Below are 15,220 nucleotides of genomic sequence, written 5' to 3'. Positions count from 1 at the left end.
TATTTTCGTTGCGTCTTGATCCGTATCCGGCAGTTGCGCCTTTGCACTTTTCGTTCATACTCCGGCTATTGAATTCAGTGTCCGTCATCTAACAGATTGGAGACCGGATGAAACTGCTCCGAGTGAGTTGGATGCTCTTTGGCTTCCTTGCCATCTGCATGCTTTTCACTGACTACGCTTCAGAGGGGGCAGCGGCGGAGGAGCGCGAACTGTGGACGGCGGGGTCCTACTCGTTTTCCGATGAACGCGGAGGTTTCACAATTCGCTCGATCAGCGGCAAGGGCACTTTTGAGGATCCGGTCATCCTGACCGAAGAATTCCCTTCCGCGACACCGACCATCCTCATCATTCGAACGGAAAAAATAGCCCAGGCAAACCCGAGCGAAGACATCGGAATTCTTTTCTATTTGCAGGTTCGGGCAATCAACGGCAGCGGCCACCCCTGGATCGAATTTGGCTTCGAGCTGCAAGAACAACCGAATGTACCAAGCGATTACGGTGATGGGCTGTCTTTCTATCAGCCAGGGGACAAGAAGGGCATGATCCGGTCTGAAGGCTTCGCCAGCTACAGGGACGATTTTGAACCCTATGACCGGATGATTTTCCGGGGAGGCAAGCTCGACCCTGGCGGCAACGCGACATTCACGTTCCCGATCGCCGATTTTACCCCAAAGCGCGTATTTTATCTGGTGCAGGATCCGCGCATTCCATCCTCTTGAGCTTGCATTAGGTCGAGCAATTTGCGACGTCATTTGAAAGCTCAAAGGATCATCCAGTGCCGAACCTGCGCGAACTGCTGCACTTCTATTCCGAGGCTGGCGTTGATACGCCGCTCGAAGACTTGCCGGTCGACCGCTTTTCACAGGTTGAAGCGAAACGCATTGCGCCCGCTGCCCCTGTGCAAAGAGCCCCGGGCCCACAGCAGCAGCCGGAAAGCCCGCAGCCGAGCCAACCCGCGCCATCGACCCTGACCAGGGCTACAGTTCCGGATGATGCCAAGATCGCAATGGCCCGGCAGCTTGCCTCGAGCGCTGCGACGCTGGAGGAGCTGCGCGAACAGCTTGGCGCCTTCGATGGCTGCAATCTCAAATTCACCGCCAAAAACCTGGTTTTCGCCGATGGCAATCCGAACGCCTCGATCATGTTTGTCGGCGAGGCGCCGGGACGCGAAGAGGATCTTGAGGGCGTTCCCTTCATCGGCCGCTCGGGGCAACTGCTGGACCGCATGTTGGCGGCCATCGGTCTTGACCGCACCTCCGCCTACATTGCCAATACGATCCCGTGGCGCCCCCCTGGCAACCGCACTCCGACACCGCTCGAGACCGAGATTTGCCGCCCTTTCTTCGAGCGCCAGATCGAACTTGCCAACCCGAAATTGCTGGTTGCGCTGGGCGGCCCGGCGGCCAAAGCGCTGACCAATGCAACGGAAGGCATTTTGCGGCTGCGCGGCAACTGGAAAAGCCATTCGACTGCTTCGGGAATTGAAATCCCCGTCATGCCAACGCTGCATCCCGCATATCTCCTGCGCAATGCCGCGCAGAAACGCTTTGCCTGGCGCGATTTCGTCAGCGTTAAAATGCGGTTGCGTGCGCTGACGGAATAATCCATAGGCCCTTTTCAGCCAAAACTTGGCGCAAAACTGGAATGACAGTGTCGTAATCGCTGGCTTGCGGGCCAATTGAAACCTGTAGTTTCAGATACTGAAACACAGGATACACATATGTTTCGCCAGCTCTTGCCGATCACGGCACTATTGACCAGCACGTTTTTGATGCTGACGGCAGGAGGCCTAGCAGGTATTCTGCTGCCCTTGCGCGCAGGCATGGAAGGCTGGTCACCGACGACAATCGGCTGGCTCGGTACGGGCTATGCGCTGGCCTTCACGGGCGGCTGCATCATCGTCCCGCGCCTTGTGCGGCGGGTTGGCCATGTGCGCGTCTTCGCCGTCCTCCTCACCCTCCTGTCCATGTCGATGCTGTTTCACGGGCTGATCATCAACCCCTGGGCCTGGACGCTGTTTCGCGCACTCGCTGGTTTCTCGCTTGCAGGCAGCTACATGGTCATCGAGAGCTGGCTGAACGAACGCGTCACGAACAGTACGCGCGGCATGGTGTTCTCGGTCTATATGATCGTTTCAATGATTGGCCTTCTCGTCGGCCAGTATATCCTGCCCTTTGGCGATCCTGCCACGCAGGCGTTGTTCATGATCGGGGCGCTGATCTATGCCGGGGCGCTGGTGCCAACAGGTCTCTCCAATGCACAGTCGCCCCGGCCGCTGACGCAGGTTTCGCTCGACCTTCCCGGGCTTTACCGCAAATCGCCAGCGGCGCTGATAGGCTCTTTGCTTGCCGGGATCATCGCCGGTGCATGGAACTTCCTGTCCGCGGTCTACGGGCGCGATATTGGCCTGTCGACCTTCGGTATCGCTACAATGATCGCGAGTTCAATGATCGGCGGCGCGATTTTCCAGTATCCCATTGGACGTATCTCTGATTTCGTCGACCGGCGCTACGTGATGGTGGTCGCGGGGATCGGCGGCGTGGCCCTATCGCTGGCGATGATCATGATCCAGCCGACCACGCCCTGGGTGATCTACGCGCTGATGTTTGCCTTTGGGACGGTGCTGTTTCCGATCTATTCGCTCAACGTAGCTCACGCCAACGACTTCGCCGAACCCAGTGAATTCGTCAAGATCTCCAGCGGCTTGCTGATTGTTTACGGTGTCGGCAGCATGATCGGGCCGCAGATCGCCGGACGGCTGATGGATCTCAACGGGCCTTCCGGCTTTTTCGTCACCATGGCTGTCAGTTATGCTGCCTATGGCTCCTATGCATTCTGGCGCAGTCTGCGCCGGGCATCGCAGGCCCCGTCGGCACGGCCTGATTTTGCCATCCGCCCCCATGACCGGCCGCAGACGCCGGAGACCTTCCAGCTGCATCCCTTGAGCGAAGCTGCCGCGCAGGAGGAGTGATCAACCCTGCGGAGTCGATGCCTTTCGCGCTCGCGCCCGGGCAAGTCCCAACCGGTGCTCGCGGTAGATGATGAAAATCCCGGCGCTGATGACGATGGCCGCGCCGATGATCATCTCGGCGGTCGGAACGTCCCCGAAGAGCAGGTAGCCGATAACCAATCCAAGCAGCATGGATGTGTATTCGAATGGAGCGATCGCCGACATGTCGGCGTGGCGATAGCTCTCGGTCAGAAGGATCTGCGCGACCCCTCCGGCAATTCCCGCCATGATCAGGCAGGTTGCCTGGAAGGGAGTTGGCCAGATCCAGCCAAAGGGAAAGCTGAGCAGCGCAATGAGGCTGGAAGCAATGGAAAAATATACGACAATGGTCGGTGTACGTTCGGTTTGCACCAGCTTGCGCACCAGCAGCATTGCAATGGCCGCAAGGCCGGCGCCTCCCAGCGTTGCAAGCGCGCCGATAGCCTGATCACCACCGAATTCGGTTTCGCCGGTGAAGAAGGACAAACGCGGCCACAGAATGATCACCACGCCGACCAGACCGAAACAAACCGCTGTCCAGCGATATAGCCGCACCGTCTCGCGGAGCAGAATGGCGCTGCACACGACGGTCAGCAGCGGCGTCGCGTAGCTGATGGCAATGGCCTCCGGCAGAGGCAATTTTGTCAGGCCGTAGAAGCTCAGGCCCATGGCACTGACACCGACCAAACCACGCCAGAAATGACTGAAGGGCTCTTTCGTCTTGAAAGCCACTGCCATCTGCCCTTGCCAGGCGATGAAGGCTATGACCGGAAAGATCGCGAAGAACGAGCGGAAAAACACCAGCTGACCGGCCGGAATGCCCTCCGATGCCTTCAACAGGCTCGACATGCAGACAAAGACGCAGACCGAAGCGACCTTGAGACCAATTCCAACCATTACATTGGAAGTGCGCATTCGATCAGCAACAGGCGGTTCACCGTCACCCGGGTGAACAATGGTAGCCACGGTAGGAATTCCTTGAGGAAAGAGAAATGACGTGCACGCGAGGAATTGTAAACTGATATATCTTTAGGCTTGTTTGACCGGCCACACCAGATAGTAATCGATCACGTTGCGTTTTTCGGGCAAACAATCGGGTGAATGATGGGATTTGTTGTGCACGATCAAAAAGGCAGGTAGGTTCCGGCACCACATAAAGGACAGTTAGAACGATGCGTACCGATACCGGCCAGGTGTTTCATCTGGATGATTACAAGCCAACCGATTTCCTTATCCCTGAAACCCAACTCGATTTTGCACTCCACCCCGAGCGCACAATCGTCAAATCCACGTTGCAGATCGAGCGCAGACAAGGCATTGCCGCCGATGCGCCTCTCATCCTGGATGGCGACGAACTCAAGCTCATTGATATCCGCATCGATGGCGCTGCTCCCGGCGACAATACCTACGTGGCAACACCCGACCGCCTCGAGATCCGCGGCCTGCCGCAAAACGGCAAATTCACGCTTGAGCTCACAACGGAAATCAATCCGACCACCAACCGTCAGCTGACCGGGCTTTACCGGTCGAGCAACGTCTACTGTACCCAGTGCGAGGCCGAAGGCTTCCGCCGGATCACCTATTTCCTCGACAGGCCCGACCTTCTCTCCATCTACACGGTTCGCATCGAAGCCGAGCGCAGCGAAGCGCCGCTGCTTCTGTCGAACGGCAATCCCAAAGATAAGGGCGAGCTTACCAACGGCCGCCATTTCGCCACCTGGCATGATCCGCATCCAAAACCCGCCTATCTCTTCGCGCTCGTCGCGGGCGATCTCGGCGTGATCACCGATACATTCACCACCGCTTCCGGCCGCCATGTGGATCTCGGCATCTATGTCGAGCATGGCAAAGAGCCGCGTGCGCTCTACGCCATGGATGCGCTGAAGCGTTCGATGAAGTGGGACGAGGAGGTTTTCGGCCGCGAGTATGATCTCGATGTGTTCAACGTTGTCGCGGTTTCCGATTTCAACATGGGTGCGATGGAGAACAAGGGTCTCAATGTCTTCAACGACAAATACGTGCTCGCCGATCCAGATACCGCGACCGACACCGACTATGCCGGGATCGAAGCCGTCATTGCCCATGAATATTTCCACAATTGGACAGGAAATAGAATCACTTGCCGCGACTGGTTCCAGCTTTGCCTGAAGGAAGGCCTGACCGTCTACCGCGACCATGAATTCTCCGCTGACATGCGCTCGCGGCCGGTAAAGCGCATCGCCGAGGTGAAGGGGCTGAAAGCGCACCAGTTCCCCGAAGACGCGGGTCCCCTCGCCCATCCGGTGCGTCCGCGCCAATTCCGCGAGATCAACAATTTCTACACGTCGACTGTCTACGAAAAGGGCTCCGAGGTGGTGCGCATGATCCGCACCATTCTGGGACCCGACCTTTTCCGCAAAGGCATGGATCTCTATTTCGAGCGCCATGATGGCGATGCGGCGACCATCGAGGATTTCATAAAGGTGTTCGAGGATGCTTCCGGCGAAGACCTCAGCCAGTTCGCTCTCTGGTACGACCAGGCAGGCACGCCCAACCTTGCAATCACCTATGATTACGATCAGGCGACCAAGACTTTCGAGATAGAGATTGAACAGTCGCTCAAAGCCACCCCGGGGCAGCCATCGAAGAAACCGATGCATATTCCGGTGCAGTTCGCGCTGCTCGGCACCAAGGGCCGCGAACTCAAGCCCCGGTCAGCCAAGGGCGGCCTGGTCAAGGATGACGTGATCCATCTGCGTAAGCGCAAGGAGCGGTTCAGCTTCTCCGGCATTTCCGAACGCCCCGTGCCGTCGCTGCTGCGCGGCTTTTCCGCCCCGGTCACGCTGACCAGCGAATTGACAAGGTCTGACCTCGTCTTTCTGGCCCGTAACGATGGCGATGAGGTTACGCGCTGGCAAGCGCTGACCCAGCTTCTGAACGCCAAGCTGACCAGCAATTCGAAGCGGGTCCGCGGCGGCAAGCCGGCGACCATCGAAAATTCCTCGATCAAACTCCTTGGCGATATCGCTTTTAACCCGGCGCTGGATGAAGCGTTCCGCGCACTCTGTCTTAGCATCCCCTCCGAAAGCGATATTGCGCGCGAACTCGGCGCAAATATCGATCCGGATGCCATCCTTGGCAGTCGGGACGCCCTCGTAAGCGCAGTGGGTGAATCCCTCGCAGAACGATTTGCAGAGCTCTATGATCTCCTCGATCACAATGGCCCTTTCCAGCCCGACGCGGCCAGTGCCGGCCGCAGGGCACTGCGCAACGTGCTGCTCGACTATCTCAGCGTTGCCGACAACACCCCCAAGCTTGCAGCCGCGCAGTTCAGCAAAGCGGACAACATGACCGACAGGGCGGCAGCGCTGGGTGTGCTCGTTCAGCGTTTCAGCGGCAGCGATGCGACCTGCCAGGCACTGCGGTCGTTCGAAGAGCGGTTCGGCAACGATCCCCTCGTCATGGACAAGTGGTTCATCGTTCAGGCGATGCAGCCCGGCAACGAAGCCTTGGGCAAGGTGCGCGGGCTGATGACACACAAACTGTTTTCGCTCGACAATCCCAACCGCACCCGCGCGCTGATTGGTGCGTTTTCCAGTGGTAATCAGACCGGTTTCAACCGTGCCGATGGCGGCGGCTATAGGTTCTTCGCCGAAACAATCCTGACAATCGAAAAGAAGAATCCGCAGCTTGCCGCACGGCTTCTGACGGCGATGCGCTCGTGGCGATCCTTCGAGCCGGTGCGCCGCGAACATGCCCGAGAAGCGCTTGCAACCATCGCGACAGTGACCGGCCTCTCGTCCGATGTGCGCGACATCGTCGAACGGACGCTCGCCTAGGAGCTCCGTTCGAAAGTTATCCACCGCCAATTTCCTCATTACCCCCGGACAATCTCCGAGGGTAATTTGAGTCATTTCAAAGTGTTATGACGCCTCGCTCAACGGCGCATTCCGCCCGCCACAAGTATTGATAAATATTTAACAAAGGGACTAGACACGCAGAATCACTTTTGATTCACTACAGGTGCTTCGGATGTGCGGCGTGCCGAAGCAAATCACTGATTACAAAGGCAAAATGAGGGGGCCATTCGATGGCAAATGCGGACGCGTATCGCGCGCCGACGGGGAAGACTTACGCCAAAAACCGGATCAACGCGCGGGGGCGCAACCGGCTTTCGGGGCATGTAAAGCTTCTCGCCGATCCCGCCTATGGCAAGCTGCTAGCCGCAGAGCCGTATCTGCGCCGTGCCATCCCGCCGCTCATCATCGTTTTTTTGCTTGTTCTTGCCGTTGTGCGTTCCATGTCGCTGCTTGGCTGGCGTGACGATACGGAGCGGACTGCCCGCGCCACCCTATCGATGGCAGCCAGCCATGTGGCGAGCGTCATCGACAATCGCCTCAACAGCGGCAAGAAGCTCGACGCCGGCGATCTGCAGAACATCATCAGCGAGATCCGCTCGAATGACCTGATCCCCGACGGAATGTGGATTGCCGTTGCCAACGCCGACGCGAACATCATCGCTTCATCCGATGGTGGCGATCATTGGCGCGACAGGAGCCTTGAGACTTTCGTGACCGAAGGCCAGCCGCTGTTTCTCTTTGGCGAGCGTGCCGGCGCAATGCCGGTCAAGGTCGAGGGGACGCCTGCACTCGCTGCCTTCAGCCGTTCGGGCAAAGCCGCTTACTCGGTCTTCGTCATGCACCCGGTCGATGCCATCTTTGCAGAATGGCGCAAGGTCGTATCGATCAACGTCACAATGTTCGCCGGAACGGCGACGATCATGCTGATCGTGCTCTATGCCTATTTCAGCCAGGCCGCACGGGCGCAGGATGCAGATGAGCTTTACCAGCACACGCAAGCGCGCGTCGACACGGCGCTGGCGCGTGGCCGTTGTGGACTATGGGACTGGGACATGGCGCGCGGACGCGTCTACTGGTCGCGATCCATGTACGAAATGCTCGGCTACGAGGCTCATGACGCCATCCTCTCGCTCGGCGACATTTCGTCGATCATCCACCCTGACGACGATAAGCTCTACAGCGTGGCAGCACAGGTTGCCGCCGGCGACATCAGCCAGATGGACCGGGTCTTCCGCATGCGCCATGCGGAAGGGCACTGGGTGTGGATGCGAGTGCGTGCACAGGTGGCGGACGCCACGTCAGGCGATCTGCATCTGGTCGGGGTTGCTGTCGATGTCAGCGAGCAGCACCGTTTCGTCCAGGCCACAGCGCAAGCGGACCAGCGTATTCGCGAGGCCATTGAGAGCATTTCCGAGACTTTCGTCCTTTGGGATGCGGATAATCGCCTCGTCATGTCGAACAGTAAGTTCAACGAATATTCGGGCCTCGCCAACGAATGTCTGCTTCCAGGCATCAGCCGCGAAGAACTCGAACCGCGCATCCGCGCTGTCGCGTTCGAAAAGCGCATGGCTAATGAAAACGGGCGCAATGGTGCGTTGACCTTCGAGCGGCAACTGGCCGATGGCCGCTGGCTCCAGGTCAATGAACGCCGCACACAGGATGGCGGACTCGTCTCGGTCGGCACGGACATCACCCAGCTCAAGGTGCACGAGGAGCGCCTGGTCGACAGCGAGCGCCGGTTGATGGCGACAATTCATGATCTGAGCCTTGCTCGCAAATCCGAGATCGAACGTACGCTTGAGCTTACCGAACTCAACAGCAAATACGCCGTCGAGAAGGAACGCGCCGAAGCAGCAAACCGCGCGAAATCGGAATTCCTCGCCAACATGTCACATGAGCTGCGGACCCCGCTCAATGCCATCATCGGCTTTTCGGAAATCATGCATTCCGGCACTTTCGGCGAACTCGGCTCCGACCGCTATGTGGAATATGTCCACGACATCCATACCAGCGGCAACTACCTCCTCAACGTCATCAACGATATCCTCGACATGTCGAAGATCGAAGCCGGGCATTTCTCGCTGGACCGTGAAGAAGTCGATCTGTGCCCGCTGATCCACGAGACAGTTCGCGTCGTTTCCCTGCAGGCGCAAGAAAAACAAGTGAAGGTCGAGACCAGAATCGCCGAAAGCGTTACGCTCGATGCCGATCGCCGCGCGATCAAGCAGATCCTGCTCAATCTCCTGTCGAATGCGGTAAAGTTCACTGATACCGGCGGGCGGATCTCGGTCCGTGCACGCAAGGTGTCAGGCGCGCTTGTCTTCACCATCGAAGACACAGGATGTGGCATTCCGAAAGCGGCGCTGAAGAAGATCGGCCAACCCTTTGAGCAGGTGGAGAACCAGTTCACCAAATCCCACGCGGGCTCCGGTCTTGGCCTTGCCATCTCTCGCTCGTTGACCGAACTGCATGGCGGGGCGCTCAAGATACGCTCGCATGAAGGTGTCGGCACCATCGTTTCCGTGCGCATCCCGACGCGGGTGGTTGAGGCTACCAGAATATAGGGATTCTCAACTTTGCGTTGACTGTATCTCAATTGAGATACATACTATTGTGGTCAAGGAGATTGTTATGGCCACTCATACTTCGATGCTGCATGTACGAATCGACAATAAGCTGAAAGCGCAGGCGACCGAAACACTTGGTCAATTCGGTTTGACCGTGTCAGATGCTGTTCGAATTCTTCTGACCCGTATTGCGAATGACCAAGCATTGCCAGTCGGTCTTATTGCCGATCAAGAAACATACGACAAATGGTTTCGTCAAAAGGTCCAGGAGGCATTGGACGATCAACGCCACCCAGCAATCCAGCATGACGACGTTATGGACGAAATTCAAACCATGATTGATAGAAAACGCCATCGTGCCGGTTCTTGAATGGCGCGAAACAGCGCGAGCCGACTTGTTGGCAATTATGGATTATATCTCGGATGATAGTCCGGCGGCGGCACAGCAATTAAAGAATGAAATCGAAATGAAGGTACTTAATTTATTAAAGTACCCTCGCTCCTGTAAACTTGGTCGAGTTCCAGGAACACGTGAAATGATCGTCAGGGCCAACTATATATTGATCTATACCGAGAACGTTCAAGCTGTCTCGATTTTACGTGTTCTCCATGCCGCGCAGCAGTGGCCGTGATCGAGAGGAGATTACCGTTTCTTCGCATCCTTGAGTAACTCGTCGAAAGTCTTTCTCACCGATTGCGCCGTCTCCCCAAGCTGGACCTCGGCGCGGTCGAGATCCGGCAGATCACAGGCGCGGCAAAGCAGATCGCCCAGGCCAGGTGGAAAATCCTCGCGCTTGACGTCGCCGCTCAGGCAGAGGCGGATGATCTGGGTAACGCCGGTATAAAGCTGTGCCGCTTCAACCAGAGCGTCCGTCGTGGCCGGATCGGCGAAATCCGGTTTCAGCTTTGCCAGAACTTCGGCCGTCGATTGTGCAATGACTGCCCCGTTGACATTGCCGGTCAGCACGGCAAACTGCGCGATGAATTCCAGATCGATGATGCCGCCTGCAACAAGTTTCAGATCCCATGCATCGCGTGGTGGCTTTTCGGTTTCAATCATTGCCCGCATTTCGGTGACGTCCTTGGCAATCTTTGCGGTATGGCGGGGCAGATCCAGGATTTCGGTTACGTCCTGCTCGATCTCGGCAAAGAATGCGACATCCCCGGCGACCGGCCGGGCACGGGTCAGCGCCATGTGCTCCCAGGTCCATGCTTCCGCCCGCTGATACTTGCGGAACGCGTCGATATGCGTTGCCACGGGCCCCTTGTTACCGGAGGGACGCAGACGAAAATCCACCTCGTATAAAACCCCTTCGGCCGTCGGCGCTGACAATGCCGCAATCAACCGCTGGGTCAGCCGCATATAATACTGCGACGGCGGGAGCGGCTTACCGCCGTTAGATTCTTCCGCATGCTCGTCATGATCGTAGAGCAGGATGAGGTCAATGTCGGAACCGGCCGTCAGCTCGCGGCTGCCAAGTTTACCCATGCCTAGAATGGCGATCCGTCCACCGCTGATCTTGCCGTGCTTGGCGGCAAATTCGTCGATTACGGCCGTCAGAGCGCGGTCTATGACCAGATCGGCCAGATCGGAAAAAGCCTTTCCCGCCCGCGCACCATCGATCGCACCAGTCAACAACCGTATGCCGATGAGAAAGCGGTGCTCTGCCGCAAAGATTCGCAGCCGGTCGAGTATGTCCTCATAAACTTTCGAGGGGCCAAGAAATCCTTCTAGCCGCTCCGCGAGATAGGCGCGCGTCGGGACATCGGCGAAGATTGCCGGATCGAGCATGCCGTCGAAAATATGCGGTTTTCGGGTGATGATATCAGCAAGGCGCGGCGCAGCACCCATGATCAGCACCAAAAGATCGAGAAGGCGCGGATTGGACTGGAGCAGGCTGAACAGTTGGATGCCGGCCGGGAGCCCCTTGATCATGCCGTCGAAACGCATCAGCGCTTCGTCCGCGCGGGCGGTCGCGCCAAACGCCTTCAGCAGCACCGGCGTCAGTTCGGTCAGGCGTTCGCGCGCTTCGGCCGATTGCGTCGCACGATAGCGGCCGAAATGCCATGTGCGGATCACCCGGCAGATGTCGCTCGGGCGTTCGAAACCGAAGTTCTGCAGGGTCTTGAGCGTATCCGGATCATCCACATCGCCAGTGAATACCAGATTGCCCGCCTCGCCCGTCAAATCCTGCGCCTGTTCGAACAAGGCGGCGTAGTGGGTTTCGACAGTCTTCAATGCGTTGCGAAAATCATCGGCGAAGGCCTCGCCCCCGCTGTAGCCCATCAGATGCGCCACCCGCAGGAAGTTTTCATCGTCTTCCGGCAGCATATGCGTCTGCTCGTCAGCGATCATCTGGATGCGGTGCTCGACATCGCGCAGGAAGCCATATTTCTGCTTCAGGGTATCGCGTGCCTCCTCACTGATCCAGCCGAGGTCATGCAGTGCCGCCAGCATCTCGACGGTGCGCGAGCCGCGCAATGGGGGGAACCGTCCGCCGGCGATCAATTGCTGAGTTTGGACAAAGAATTCGATCTCGCGAATACCGCCGCGACCAAGCTTTACATTGTGGCCCCGCACCGCAATCTCGCCGTGGCCCTTGTGCGCATGGATCTGCCGTTTGATCGAGTGAACATCAGCAATCGCGGCATAGTCGAGGTATTTGCGCCAGATATAGGGGGCAAGCTCACCAAGGACACGTTTTCCCGCGTCGATATCACCTGCCACTGCCCGCGCCTTGATCATGGCGGCGCGTTCCCAATTCTGCCCGCGCCCCTCATAGTAGTTGAGAGCGGCGCCCACAGGAATCGCCAGCGGCGTCGAACCCGGATCGGGCCGCAGCCGCAGATCGGTGCGGAAAACATAGCCGTCCGCGGTACGGTCCTGGAGAATACGCACGAGACGGCGAGTCAGCCGGGAGAAGGTCTCAACGCATTCATAGGGATCGGTTATCGCCGGACTGTGCTCATCTATGAAGACGATGAGATCGATGTCCGACGAATAGTTGAGCTCAAAGGCGCCGAATTTTCCCATGGCGAGAATGATCCAGCCCGAGTCCTGCGCTGGGTGCTTTGGATCTGGAAGCCTGAGCTTGCCGGCCTCGTGCGCATCGCGCAGCAGGAAGCGTACCGCTGCGCCAACACATTCTTCGGCAAGCCGGGACAGCCAGAATGTTGTGTCCTTGGTGACAAACAGGCCGGAGAGGTCGCCCAGCGCGATGAGCACGTGCCCTTCGAGCTTCAATTGCCGAAGCGAAGTCATCAAGCCCGCCTCGGTGAGGTTGTCGCCCTCTGTCGTAGCCGAAATCTCGCGCATCAGGGCTTCAAGACGCCTTGGCAACGGCAGTTCGAACAGCGGTTCAACAATCGCGGGGCGACGCAGCAAAACATTGCGCAAGTAGGGCGAGAGATCGAGTACAGCCGAAAGGAAGCTGGCGGCAGTCTTGTTGTTCCTTAGCGCGTCGATGCCGGAACACTGCTTCTCCGCAGCGCTATTGAGAAGCTCACGCAGCAAGGCATCGGCATTCTTCTTGTCCAACGGCGCCAGAGCGCGCAAGGTTTGCACAAAAAATGGCCCGTCAGCGCCGGCCGCCTTGGCTTTGAAGTTCATAGGTTTCCTCCCCCACCGGAAAAACGAGCACAGCCCGCAACCCCGGCGCATTGTCAGTCAATTCCAGCGTGCCACCGTGCAATTTCATGACCGCCTTGGCAAGGCTGAGGCCAAGCCCCGAACCCGGTTGCGAGCGGCTTTCCTCCAGTCGTACGAACCTTTCCGTTGCCCTATCCACCTGGTCCTGTGGTATGCCCGGTCCATTATCAGCGACAATGACCTTGACCTTGTCATTCTCCTTTTCGACGGAGAGCGTGACTTCGACCGGGTTTTCACTGGCGTTCGCATATTTGATGGCATTGTCGACGAGATTGGAAATGGTCTGGCCGACCAGTTCGCGATTTGCCTTGACCGAGGTAGGATCGATCCTTCCCAAAGTGAAATTGACCCCCGCTTCTTCGGCCGAGGGCTCGTAAAGCTCGAACACGTCCTCAGCGATCGTCGATAGCGGCATCAGTTCCATCGTCTCCGTGGAATAGCCGGACTCGAGACGGGAGATCATCAGAATTGCATTGAAGGTGCGAATGAGCTGATCGGAGTCGCCGATCATGCCCTCCATCGCAGCGCGCCAGGCCTTTGATGTTTTGGCGCTAGCGAGCGCGGACTCGGCGCGATTGTGCATGCGGGTCAGCGGTGTTTTCAAATCGTGCGCGATATTGTCGGAGACGTGCCTGACGCCCTCGTTCAACTCCTGAATACGCGCGAGCATTCCATTGAGGTTGTCGGCGAGGCGATCGAACTCATCGCCGGACCCGCTTACCGGGAGACGTCCGGCCAGATCGCCGCCCATGATGCGCTGCGATGCGGCCGAAACCTCATCTATGCGTTGCAGGGCACGCCGCCCGACGAAAAACCAGATCAGGAACGCACCAACACCCATAATGCCGAGTGCAGCCATGAGCGCGCGCCGCACCACAAGGCGAACCTGTTCCGGTTCACCAAGGTCGCGGCCGACCATGACCCGGATGCCATTGGGCATGACCACCACGCGAGCTATTGCCGTATGCATCTGTGGATCGTTACTACCCTCGCCATAGCGCTCATAATTGATTGGCCGTTCAATCCAGCCATCGGTCTGCAGCACACCGATTTCAATGCTCTGGACGTTGCCAGCAACAATCCGCCCGGCGGGGTCGGCCACGAGATACAGGTAGGCTCCGGGCTGGCGTCCGCGCCGGTCTATTGAACGGACGAGACCGGCAATGCCGCCACGCTCGTAAGCCTGACCGATGCTCTCGATTTCCTCATTGACGGCCGCCTCGGTCTGCGTCGTCAATAGCCGGACCGAAAGGCTGGTCATGTAGAACACCAGGACGAGCGCGCACACCGTGAACAATAGCAGGTAGAGCGCCGACAGCCGCACGGCTGTCATTTTCATCATGGCACGGAAACGGCTCATGCATCGGTTCCGGCAGCCGCCGCTTTGAGCATATAGCCGGCTCCACGCACCGTGTGCAGCAGCGGCGTGTCAAAACCCTTCTCGATCTTGCCGCGCAGGCGCGAGACATGCACATCAATGACATTGGTCTGTGGGTCGAAATGGTAATCCCAGACATGTTCGAGCAGCATTGTGCGGGTCACGACCTGCCCCGCATGACGCATCAGATATTCGAGCAGCCTGAATTCACGCGGCTGAAGGATGATGACCTGTCCTGCCCGTTTGGCCGTATGCGACAGGCGGTCGAGTTCCAGATCGCCGACGCGGTAGACCGTCTCGGCCTCTTTCGGGCTCGACCGTCTTTGCAGGACCTCGATCCGGGCAAGCAGTTCGGAGAACGCATAGGGTTTGGTCAGGTAATCGTCGCCGCCGGCACGCAGGCCCGTGACACGATCGTCAACTTGCCCCAGAGCGGAGAGGATCAGCGCGGGTGTATCATTACCTTGGGCGCGCAGGGCGGCCACCACGGAAAGACCGTCCCGACGCGGCAACATGCGGTCCACCACCAGCGCGTCATATGTGCCCTGCTCCGCCAATGTATAGCCGGTTTCACCGTCACCGGCGACATCGGCCGAATGGCCTGCCTCGGCAAAGGCTTTCTCCAGATAGCGGGCCGCTTCGCGGTCATCTTCAATAACGAGAATCTTCATGGCGCATACTAAGCCGGTTTTGATGAACGAGTTAAGTGTCAAAGCATTGTAGAAAGAAGAACGGGCGGCAGACTATCGAAAGTTCTGCCGCCCTTTGGTGCGTTGGCGCAAGCGGGGGTGGGGATGT

Annotated in this window: 11 protein-coding genes; 7 read left to right on the top strand and 4 right to left on the bottom strand. The window is 58.2% G+C overall.

Translation table 11 applies throughout. The features are described from left to right. Positions 1-107 precede the first annotated feature (107 nt). From CU103_RS27640 to CU103_RS27630, 3 genes are all read left to right on the top strand, one after another. Entirely contained in the window at positions 108-719 is a 612-nt protein-coding gene (locus tag CU103_RS27640; RefSeq protein WP_245449039.1) for a hypothetical protein, read from the top strand. Between the two features lie 56 nt (positions 720-775). Beyond that, entirely contained in the window at positions 776-1,603 is an 828-nt protein-coding gene (locus tag CU103_RS27635; RefSeq protein ID WP_106667245.1) for a uracil-DNA glycosylase, read from the top strand. Positions 1,604-1,720: 117 nt separating this feature from the next. Next, positions 1,721-2,971, top strand: a complete 1,251-nt coding sequence (locus CU103_RS27630) for an MFS transporter (protein WP_106667244.1) — start codon at positions 1,721-1,723, stop codon at positions 2,969-2,971. Here CU103_RS27630 and CU103_RS27625 read toward each other — a convergent pair whose 3' ends face one another. Continuing rightward, positions 2,972-3,904, bottom strand: a complete 933-nt coding sequence (locus tag CU103_RS27625; RefSeq protein WP_106667243.1) for a DMT family transporter — start codon at positions 3,902-3,904, stop codon at positions 2,972-2,974. Positions 3,905-4,161: 257 nt separating this feature from the next. On the opposite strand from CU103_RS27625, the gene pepN reads away from it, so the two are divergent. From pepN to CU103_RS27605, 4 genes are all read left to right on the top strand, one after another. Next, complete coding sequence (gene pepN, locus CU103_RS27620) at positions 4,162-6,807, top strand: aminopeptidase N (protein WP_106667242.1); 2,646 nt, start codon at positions 4,162-4,164, stop codon at positions 6,805-6,807. Between the two features lie 251 nt (positions 6,808-7,058). Next, on the top strand, positions 7,059-9,392 hold the full coding sequence (locus tag CU103_RS27615; protein WP_106667241.1) for a PAS domain-containing sensor histidine kinase: 2,334 nt from the start codon (positions 7,059-7,061) through the stop codon (positions 9,390-9,392). A 67-nt stretch (positions 9,393-9,459) separates the two neighbouring features. Beyond that, on the top strand, positions 9,460-9,765 hold the full coding sequence (locus CU103_RS27610; protein ID WP_106667240.1) for a type II toxin-antitoxin system RelB/DinJ family antitoxin: 306 nt from the start codon (positions 9,460-9,462) through the stop codon (positions 9,763-9,765). Beyond that, positions 9,752-10,027 (top strand): type II toxin-antitoxin system RelE/ParE family toxin, encoded by a 276-nt coding sequence (locus tag CU103_RS27605; RefSeq protein ID WP_106667239.1) that lies wholly within the window; start codon positions 9,752-9,754, stop codon positions 10,025-10,027. The genes CU103_RS27610 and CU103_RS27605 overlap by 14 nt, the downstream gene beginning before the upstream one ends. Before the next feature lie 11 nt (positions 10,028-10,038). Here the strand turns inward: CU103_RS27605 and CU103_RS27600 are convergent, their stop codons facing one another. From CU103_RS27600 to CU103_RS27590, 3 genes are read right to left on the bottom strand one after another with little or no spacing between them, the layout of a single operon-like run. Then, complete coding sequence (locus tag CU103_RS27600) at positions 10,039-13,005, bottom strand: bifunctional [glutamine synthetase] adenylyltransferase/[glutamine synthetase]-adenylyl-L-tyrosine phosphorylase (protein WP_106667238.1); 2,967 nt, start codon at positions 13,003-13,005, stop codon at positions 10,039-10,041. Continuing rightward, entirely contained in the window at positions 12,974-14,404 is a 1,431-nt protein-coding gene (locus tag CU103_RS27595; protein WP_106667237.1) for a sensor histidine kinase, read from the bottom strand. The genes CU103_RS27600 and CU103_RS27595 overlap by 32 nt, the downstream gene beginning before the upstream one ends. Next, positions 14,401-15,093 (bottom strand): response regulator transcription factor, encoded by a 693-nt coding sequence (locus CU103_RS27590; RefSeq protein WP_106667236.1) that lies wholly within the window; start codon positions 15,091-15,093, stop codon positions 14,401-14,403. The genes CU103_RS27595 and CU103_RS27590 overlap by 4 nt, the downstream gene beginning before the upstream one ends. Positions 15,094-15,220: the final 127 nt, after the last annotated feature.

This window comes from Phyllobacterium sophorae, from assembly GCF_003010965.1.
GTDB lineage: Bacteria > Pseudomonadota > Alphaproteobacteria > Rhizobiales > Rhizobiaceae > Phyllobacterium > Phyllobacterium sophorae.
The sequence above is the reverse complement of the archived record's forward strand: the minus strand, read 5'-3'. Positions and strand labels throughout refer to the sequence as shown.

Bases quoted from the DNA above. Each gene is read 5' to 3' on its own strand.
- CU103_RS27640 (WP_245449039.1), top strand. From the start codon at position 108: ATGAAACTGCTCCGAGTGAGTTGGATGCTCTTTGGCTTCCTTGCCATC.
- CU103_RS27630 (WP_106667244.1), top strand. From the start codon at position 1,721: ATGTTTCGCCAGCTCTTGCCGATCACGGCACTATTGACCAGCACGTTT.
- CU103_RS27625 (WP_106667243.1), bottom strand. From the start codon at position 3,904: ATGCGCACTTCCAATGTAATGGTTGGAATTGGTCTCAAGGTCGCTTCG.
- pepN (WP_106667242.1), top strand. From the start codon at position 4,162: ATGCGTACCGATACCGGCCAGGTGTTTCATCTGGATGATTACAAGCCA.
- CU103_RS27615 (WP_106667241.1), top strand. From the start codon at position 7,059: ATGGCAAATGCGGACGCGTATCGCGCGCCGACGGGGAAGACTTACGCC.
- CU103_RS27610 (WP_106667240.1), top strand. From the start codon at position 9,460: ATGGCCACTCATACTTCGATGCTGCATGTACGAATCGACAATAAGCTG.
- CU103_RS27600 (WP_106667238.1), bottom strand. From the start codon at position 13,005: ATGAACTTCAAAGCCAAGGCGGCCGGCGCTGACGGGCCATTTTTTGTG.
- CU103_RS27595 (WP_106667237.1), bottom strand. From the start codon at position 14,404: ATGAGCCGTTTCCGTGCCATGATGAAAATGACAGCCGTGCGGCTGTCG.
- CU103_RS27590 (WP_106667236.1), bottom strand. From the start codon at position 15,093: ATGAAGATTCTCGTTATTGAAGATGACCGCGAAGCGGCCCGCTATCTG.